This window comes from Peptostreptococcaceae bacterium (assembly GCA_016649995.1).
Classification (GTDB): Bacteria; Bacillota; Clostridia; order Peptostreptococcales; family BM714; genus BM714.
This window is the reverse complement of the sequence record JAENWJ010000073.1, coordinates 1-6,734: the sequence shown is the minus strand read 5'-3', so window position 1 is coordinate 6,734 and position 6,734 is coordinate 1. Positions and strand designations below refer to the sequence as shown.

Genomic DNA, 6,734 nt, shown 5'->3' with positions numbered 1-6,734 from the left:
CGTTGATGTATCCTGCTCCCCATGTCGGGTCTACAATGATCCATCTTCCGTTTATCTGAACCTCCGTCCATGCGTGGCCATCCCCTTCGGGAAGGCTGCCGGACATTACCTTGACAGGTATTTTGAGATTTCTTAGCACCGCCGCGAACAGGAAAGATATTTCGTCGCAGTCGCCTTTCTTGGATTTTAGCAGCTCGAGAGCGCTTTGCGGCGCGGAACCGTTATTTCCCGGGAAATATATTATTTTGGAGGATATCCATTTCATCATCCCTATAGCCTTCTCTTTATCGGTAAAGGCTTCTAAGGCAATCGCGTCCGCTAGGTTTTCTATTTCCGGAGCTGTTGTATTAACATAAGTGCTTGGTACAAGATATCTTATAGAATCGAAGCTCGTGTTTATTACGCTAAATTGCATGATGTAGTCTATTATGTTGTCCCCGTCGGGAGGCGTAGCGATTACAATGTCATGTTTGCCTAATCCGAATGGTGTATATATAGGCGTTTGGAATTCGGATGCGTATACAGGAACCTTTGACATAAGAAATTTGTCTCCCTTTGAAACCTTGATAATGAAATACGGAATACTTTCGTACTCGTTTACGTATCCGCTGAAAGCGAAGCTGTTTTCGGCTTCCATGTTCGAATAGATTGGGCTCGTAAGACTAACCCCCATTTCGAAAAATTTATCAAACTCAATGTAGTGCTCATCCGAGAATGACACCGAGAGATTCTGCAGTTGAGTTGTTCCAATTATATTTTTTATTGTCTTAAGCGTGTCGGCCTCGTTTGTTTTGGAATCATAGGTGAAGGTTGTAGTGTAGCCTTGTCCGTCGCCTATGAAGAAGAAAATGACTTGGTACAGATAGTATCCGTCCCCGCGGAGCGTAAGATACGCAACATCCATATTCAGATTGTTTACGCTGATGGAATCCGATCCCGTGAAGCTCAGCCCAGTACTTTTATACAAATCCAGAAGGGCCTGTTTGCTTTTTGTTGAAAAGTCGGCGAGTGTTGCGCCTTTATCCACAGCCTTGGCCTTAACGGCTATGTCTATGTTGGTATCGTAGCCCTGGAATTCCCAAACATAGTTGTATTGTTCGGACTTGATCCAGGACGATGGTATCAGGAATGCAAGCCCGTAGTCTTTAAGGTCGATCTTGCGGTAGAATACCCCGTCAAAATTTTCATAGGAGTCGGTTTCTTCCGGGTACATTATGGATACGGTTCTGCTTTTATCGTCCCAATCAACCTTCATATCAAGGCTTTCTGCAATGAAACGTATTGGCACCAGGGTCCTTTCTTTAATAATTATCGGAGGGGAGTCTAGGGTTTCGCTTTTACCGTTCTTGTAGTATGTTTCGCTGTTTATTTGAAGTTTGATGTAGTTGTTGTCCTTGTATCCGACAACCTCCCTCGTTTCCGGGTACCAGTAAACTTGCGCTCCAAAATGCTCGAATATTCTCCTCATGGGAACCATAACTCTGTCGTTTAGTATAATGGGTTTTACATCAAATTCTAATGCAATATTATTTAGTTTTACCGTAATGGCTTTTGTGGGTTCCGCCACAGTGTTTGCAGGTTCTGCAAATGAAAAAGAAATGGAAAGCATTGAAAATGCCAAAACAGAAATTATAAGTCGCGTGAGCTTTTTCACAAAGCCGCCTCCTTAATTTGTAGTTATAGTAATAATATAGCACAATAGTAATAGCCCTAAACATATATGAAGGAATTGTTCACAAAGCTTAACATTGGCGTAATAAAAACAGTGTGCAGATGGCAGTATCAGAGGTTAGTGGAAAAAAGAGAAACAAATAACACGTATAATAATACGAAAAATTATGCTATAATAAATACGATAGGAGGTGGCGTAATGACTAGTTTAAATATTGACAGAAAAAAAATGGTTTCGGTGACTGATATGACGCGAAAACCCGGCAAGTTTATTGAGAAGGCCAAGGAATCGCCGGTTTTCATCATAAAGAACAATGCAATAGCATCTGTCCTTATTAATATTGAAGAATATGAGAAATTATTGGATAAATTAAGAGTGCAAGAAGAAGCCCTGGAGTATGCGGCCATTGCAAAAATTGTAGTGGAAAGGAAAAAAGATTTTTCTATTGAAGATGCCTTAAATGAAGAGGATATAATGAAGTTTTTGTAAAGAGAGGGATATGCATGCATCTTAAATTTCATCCGGAAGTCATTGGGGACATTGAAAAATTTGACAATAGCATACGAATTCTTCTTAGAGGGCAGTTGCTTAAGATAAAGAGCAAACCTGAAATTGGGAAACTATTAGGAAATAAGGCAGGCAATGATCTTTCAAGTTGTAGAAAAATCTACTTCCATAATAAAAGGTATCGAATAGTATACGAAATTATCGGAGAATATGTGCTAGTGTATGCCGTTGGGAAAAGAGAGAAATTTGAATGCTATAAAGATGCCTCTTCAAGAAAAAATAAAACATAATGAATGAAAAAATGTTTTTTTTAAAGCTTGACAAAAGAGCAAATTGAAATTACAATATGTATAATCAATTAAACCGTTGATGTGGAGATAAAAACAAGTCGTGCACTTACAGAGAGTCGGGATGGTGGGAACCGACAGAACGCAGTTTGTTAAATGGACCGCAGAGGGCGCAGTCAAAGACAGTTTCTTGTCGAGTATTCTGCGACGTAAGGCATACGTAAGTTGTCAGGAATATGTTTGTATTCCGATAAGAGTGAGGGTTTATTCTCTCAAAACAAGGTGGTACCGCGGATTAAATCATTAGATCCGCCCTTGACGATATTGTCAAGGGCGGGTTTTTTATTTTTTGAAAAGGAGAGTTGATGATGTACAAACCAAGTTTGAATGAAGCAAAAATGCTGTCTGGAGATTATGGGAGAATTCCGGTCAGCCGGACAATGTATTCGGACATCCGTACGCCGATTGAGGTTCTCAAGATTCTGCAATCTGTGAGCAGGAACTGCTATATATTGGAAAGTCTCGAGGATCCCAATAAATGGGGCCGCTATACATTTCTAGGATATGATCCAAAGCTTGAGATTACATGTACCGATGGTGTGGTTGCAATAAAGGAAGATTCATCCGTCACAATTAAGACAGACGATCCAGGAGCCCAAATAATGAAAATTATCGAAGAAAACAAGAGTCCATATTTTCACCATCTGCCTCCTTTTGCAGGAGGGCTTGTAGGATACTTTTCTTACGATTACATCAAGTACAGCGAGCCTTCGTTGAAAATAACTGCGAAAGATGAAGGGAAATTCAAGGATTTTGATTTGATGCTGTTCGACAAGGTGATAGCCTTTGACAATTTGAAGCAAGAAATAATTCTGATGGTAAATGTTAAGACGGATGATATTGAAGTGGCCTACAATGAAGGGTTGAGAGATCTCGATGAGATGGCCAAGCTCATTGCAAAAGGCATAGAGTCTAAGCCGAAGCCTTTGAAAATCAAATCTGAATTCCGGCCGCTATTCGATAAAAAAACATATTGCGAGATGGTGGGAAAGGCGAAGGATTATATCCGCGAAGGAGATATATTTCAAGTCGTACTGTCAAATCGTTTGGAAGCCGATGTTGAGGGAAGCCTCCTTGACACCTACCGGGTGCTGCGAAACACAAACCCTTCGCCCTACATGTTTTACTTCTCCAGCGACGACATAGAAATCGCCGGCGCATCGCCGGAAACATTGGTAAAATTGCAGGATGGCACACTATACACCTTCCCGTTGGCCGGTACAAGGCCAAGGGGGAAAACAATTGAAGAAGATTTATTGCTGGAAAAAAACCTCTTGAGCGATCAGAAAGAGCTGGCCGAGCATAACATGCTTGTCGATCTGGGGAGAAACGATATTGGAAAAATCAGCAAATTCGGGTCAGTTGCGGTAGAAAAATATTTGTCGATAGAACGGTTTTCCCATGTCATGCACATCGGATCGACGGTAGTCGGTGAAATTCGGGAAGACAAGACTGTGCTAGATGCCGTCAGTTCGGTGCTTCCCGCCGGCACATTGTCAGGCGCGCCGAAAATTCGAGCCTGCGAAATCATCGACGAGCTGGAAGACAACAAGCGCGGCATTTACGGAGGAGCAATTGGATATATATCTTTTACCGGCAATTTGGATACATGCATCGCCATACGCATAGCCTTTAAGAAAGACAACAAAGTGTTTGTACGTTCGGGAGCCGGTATTGTGGCGGACAGTGTGCCGGAAAAGGAATTCGAGGAGTGCATCCACAAAGCCCAAGCTGTGATAGATGCCCTCAAACTCTCCGAAGGAGGGCTTGACCAATGATTCTGCTGATAGACAACTATGACAGCTTTTCCTACAATCTCTACCAGCTCGTAGGCGTCATCAACCCGGACATACAAGTCATTCGAAACGATGAACTGACGCTCGAAGAAATTGAAGAGTTGAGCCCAGAAAAAATCATTATTTCACCTGGCTCGGGGAGGCCATCCGATGCAGGAATATGTGTCGAGGCCACGACTTATTTTGCGGGCAAGATACCCATCCTGGGTGTGTGTCTCGGTCATCAGGCCATTTGCGAAGCCTATGGAGCTACCGTATCCTATGCCAAAACCCTGATGCATGGAAAGCAGTCGGACATCATCGTTGATACGACTTGTCATCTGTTTGACGGCTTGCCCGCCGTCATAAAAGGAGCGAGGTATCATTCCCTGGCGGCCGTTGAAAACACAATGCCTCAAAACCTGATTGTGATTGCGAGGACGGATGACGGCGAAATAATGGCGGTTAAAAGCAGGGATTATGATATTTACGGTGTTCAATTCCATCCGGAATCCATTCTTACCCCTTTGGGAAAGACAATACTGAAAAATTTTTTAGGAGTGAAAAACAATGATTAAAGATGCGATTGCGAGAATTGCAAATCGGGAGAACCTGACCTATGCGGTGACCGAGATTGTCATGGACGAGATTATGAGCGGTGAAGCATCGCAGATTCAAATGTCCGCATATTTGACGGCCATGGCGATAAAGGGAGAAACGATAGACGAGATTACCGCATCGGCTGCGGGAATGAGAAAGCATTGCATACGACTGCTCCATGACATAGAGGTTTTGGAGATTGTAGGCACAGGCGGAGACAAGTCGAACACATTCAATATTTCCACTGTTTCCGCCATTATCGCTTCGGCTGCAGGTGTACCGGTGGCAAAGCACGGCAACCGGGCGGCTTCAAGCAAATGCGGAGCCGCAGACGTTTTGGAGGCATTGGGTGTGAATATCTCAATTTCGCCGAGACACAGCAAGAGGCTTTTGGATGAAATTGGAATTTGCTTCTTGTTCGCGCAAAACTACCATATCGCCATGAAACATGTGGCTCCGGTTCGCAGAGAGCTGGGAATTCGCACCATCTTCAATATTCTTGGTCCTTTAGCAAATCCGGCGGGAGCGACAATGCAGCTTTTGGGCGTGTACGAGGAACAACTTGTGCAACCAATGGCAAAGGCGCTTTCAAATCTTGGCGTAAAAAGCGCCATGGTGGTTTACGGACAGGATGGACTGGATGAAATTTCGATGAGCGCGCCTACCACTGTCTGCGAAGTGCGAAACGGAACCTTCGCGTCCTATGTAATAGAACCGGAACAGTTCGGCTTCAAAAGATGCAAAAAGGAAGAACTTGTGGGTGGCGATCCCGCAGAAAATGCACAGATCATTCGAGACATTCTCTCCGGCAAAAGAGGCCCCAAGCGTGATGCGGCAGTACTCAACTCCGCAGCCGCCATTCATGTGGCCAATCCGGATTTGAAATTGGAGCAGGCAATTGTTTTAGCGGAAGAAACAATCGACAGCGGAAGGGCTCTTTCCAGACTCGAAAGTTTCGCAGAGCTTTCCAATGAGGTGACGCCATGATCTTGCGCGAAATAGCATCGAAAACTGTGCAGAGAGTTGCGGAACTCAAAAAAAACAGAAGCTTCAATGGGGTTATGGAAGAAGCCGGAGCTATGATTGTAGATACCGGTTTCCCGTTCGAGAAAGCCATGCGCCGCCCAGGAGTCTCATTTATCTGCGAGGTGAAGAAGGCCTCGCCGTCCAAGGGCCTGATTGACAAGGACTTTCCATATTTGTCAATTGCAAAAGAGTATGAGTCCGCGGGAGCTTCGGCAATTTCGGTTCTAACCGAACCCTTCTATTTCATGGGAAGCGCTGGCTACCTCGTCCGAATTGCCGAGACGGTAAAGATACCAGTCCTTCAGAAAGATTTTATATTGGATTCGTATCAGATTTATGAAGCAAAGTGTTTGGGGGCGTCGGCAATACTTCTCATCTGCGCATTGCTGGATACTTGCGCATTGACCGAATATATTGCAATTGCCGACGGGCTCGGACTTTCCGCTCTTGTGGAAGCCCATACCGAGGAGGAAGTTGACTCGGCTCTGAAGGCCGGCGCGAGGATAATTGGAATCAACAATCGCAATTTAAAGACATTTGAAGTGGATATGACGGCAAGTATGAGGCTAAGAGGGCTGATTCCGGGAAATATTCTATTTGTATCGGAAAGCGGCATCAAAACGGCTGCGGATATCGCCCTTCTCAGGGAAAACAAAACCGATGGAGTTTTGATCGGTGAAACGCTGATGCGCAGTCCGGATAAAAAACGCCAGATGGCTGTTTTGAGAGGTGATTGAATGACGAAGATTAAAATTTGCGGATTGTTTCGTCAAAGGGATATCGATTTTGTAAATGAGGCAATGCCCG

The 6,734-nt window shown here is 44.1% G+C and carries 7 protein-coding genes; 6 read left to right on the top strand and 1 reads right to left on the bottom strand.

The genetic code is table 11. The features are described 5' to 3' along the window. Positions 1-1,654: hypothetical protein (locus JJE29_08835; GenBank protein ID MBK5252719.1), on the bottom strand; the 1,654-nt coding region annotated here is incomplete at its 3' end. 216 nt (positions 1,655-1,870) lie between these two features. Between JJE29_08835 and JJE29_08830 the strand changes: the two genes are divergently transcribed. From JJE29_08830 to trpC, 6 genes are all read left to right on the top strand, one after another. Beyond that, complete coding sequence (locus JJE29_08830; protein ID MBK5252718.1) at positions 1,871-2,161, top strand: hypothetical protein; 291 nt, start codon at positions 1,871-1,873, stop codon at positions 2,159-2,161. A gap of 14 nt (positions 2,162-2,175) precedes the next feature. Next, entirely contained in the window at positions 2,176-2,469 is a 294-nt protein-coding gene (locus JJE29_08825) for a type II toxin-antitoxin system RelE/ParE family toxin (GenBank protein ID MBK5252717.1), read from the top strand. Between the two features lie 365 nt (positions 2,470-2,834). After that, positions 2,835-4,304, top strand: a complete 1,470-nt coding sequence (trpE, locus tag JJE29_08820; protein ID MBK5252716.1) for an anthranilate synthase component I — start codon at positions 2,835-2,837, stop codon at positions 4,302-4,304. Further along, on the top strand, positions 4,301-4,879 hold the full coding sequence (locus tag JJE29_08815) for an aminodeoxychorismate/anthranilate synthase component II (protein ID MBK5252715.1): 579 nt from the start codon (positions 4,301-4,303) through the stop codon (positions 4,877-4,879). The genes trpE and JJE29_08815 overlap by 4 nt, the downstream gene beginning before the upstream one ends. After that, on the top strand, positions 4,872-5,888 hold the full coding sequence (gene trpD, locus JJE29_08810) for an anthranilate phosphoribosyltransferase (GenBank protein MBK5252714.1): 1,017 nt from the start codon (positions 4,872-4,874) through the stop codon (positions 5,886-5,888). Before JJE29_08815 ends, trpD begins: the two co-directional genes overlap by 8 nt. Beyond that, positions 5,885-6,664: an indole-3-glycerol phosphate synthase TrpC gene (trpC, locus tag JJE29_08805; protein MBK5252713.1), complete on the top strand. Its 780-nt coding sequence runs from the start codon at positions 5,885-5,887 to the stop codon at positions 6,662-6,664. The genes trpD and trpC overlap by 4 nt, the downstream gene beginning before the upstream one ends. Positions 6,665-6,734: the final 70 nt, after the last annotated feature.

Bases quoted from the DNA above. Each gene is read 5' to 3' on its own strand.
- JJE29_08825 (MBK5252717.1), top strand. From the start codon at position 2,176: ATGCATCTTAAATTTCATCCGGAAGTCATTGGGGACATTGAAAAATTT.
- trpC (MBK5252713.1), top strand. From the start codon at position 5,885: ATGATCTTGCGCGAAATAGCATCGAAAACTGTGCAGAGAGTTGCGGAA.
- JJE29_08830 (MBK5252718.1), top strand. From the start codon at position 1,871: ATGACTAGTTTAAATATTGACAGAAAAAAAATGGTTTCGGTGACTGAT.
- trpE (MBK5252716.1), top strand. From the start codon at position 2,835: ATGTACAAACCAAGTTTGAATGAAGCAAAAATGCTGTCTGGAGATTAT.
- JJE29_08815 (MBK5252715.1), top strand. From the start codon at position 4,301: ATGATTCTGCTGATAGACAACTATGACAGCTTTTCCTACAATCTCTAC.
- trpD (MBK5252714.1), top strand. From the start codon at position 4,872: ATGATTAAAGATGCGATTGCGAGAATTGCAAATCGGGAGAACCTGACC.